Consider the following 1314-nt stretch of genomic DNA (forward strand, 5'->3'; position numbering starts at 1 on the left):
CTCAGCCTCCAGCTCCCGGCCTGCGGTACGCCACAATTCACGTCCGCAGGCGGCGAAGATCTCCTTCAGCCCGCCGCCTTCGTCCCGCAGCAGCGACGGATGAAAGGATTCCTGGAACATCCGGCCAAACGAGAACCCGAGCCGCTGATGTACATGGTACAGCAGTTCTCCTCCCTCACGCCGCAGCTCACGCGCCGGGCGCTCTTCAGCCTCCAACTGTGCAAGCCTAATATCCGCTGCCCGGCGGCGCTCTTCCATGCGGCGGATCTCGTCCTCCCGCTCCGAATCGGCCCTAAGCGCCATCTCCTGCCATTCCTCTGCCTGGCGGCGGACGGATGCCAGACTATCCATGGCCGCCCTCAGCGACAGAGCAGGCAGTTCTTCTCCGGCGAATTGCCATAGCGCCGTCTCAAAGGCGGCAAACCGGGAGGCTTCGTAAACCGGAAGACCTCCCCCAGTCTTGCCCTGCAGCGCCTGAAGACTGGAAATTGTGTAAATACGCGGATTCGTCAGCCCCGCAGAGCGCAGGCTGCCGGCGACATGCTCCTTCACTTCCGCCAGCTCAGCCTCATCCGCCGCAAGGTCGGAAGCGTTGACAATGACGAACATTTTGTCCAGCGCACCGCTCTCCCTGACTCGCCCGAGCTGCGACAACAGCTGGCGGTCAGCCTTCGAGAAAGCGTGATTGTAGTAGGTGACGAAACAAATCGCGTCCGCTTCCTTCATGTAGGCGAAGGTGACGCCGGTATGCCGGGCGTGCAAGGAATCGGCCCCCGGCGTATCCACCAGTACAATTCCGCTGTCTGTCAGCGGGCAGGCGTAGTACAGGTCGATACTCCGCACAAAGCAGGCTCGGCTCTCCTCGGCGACGAGCTTGCGGTACTCGTCAAGCTCTACCGTACGCACTGTTCCGAGAAGAGGTTCCGCCTCGTTCCAGCCTTTTGCCGCCGCCCTCAGGAATCCGGCATGGGGCAGCGCCGACGGGTGCAAGCCCCGTGCGGGCAGCTCAGATACCGCGTCCGCCCAAGTCCCAGGCGACGGTTCTCCCAGCTCAAGCACGCCAAAAGAATAGCGGATATCATCCCACATCTCTTCCCGGTTCTTCATCGCCACCTCGGCCGTAGCGTGCCGCATCGGTCCCTCCGGCGCCAGGATGCGGTTCACCGCCGCCGTGGCGGGATGGGGAGACACGGGCAGCACCTCTTCGCCAAGCAGCGCATTGGCGAAGGAGGATTTGCCGGCGCTAAATGCTCCGAATAGCGCCAGTGTGAACCGGCCGCCGGCGAGGTCCGCCGCGCGCGCCGCCAGGCCGCG

General features: G+C 63.8%; 1 protein-coding gene. It reads right to left on the reverse strand.

The window, feature by feature from the left end:
- On the reverse strand, positions 1 to 1314 hold a 1314-nt coding region (locus L691_RS0109130), incomplete at both ends, for a dynamin family protein (protein ID WP_025690137.1).

The organism is Paenibacillus zanthoxyli JH29, assembly GCF_000520715.1.
GTDB classification, from domain to species: Bacteria; Bacillota; Bacilli; order Paenibacillales; family Paenibacillaceae; genus Paenibacillus_AQ; species Paenibacillus_AQ zanthoxyli.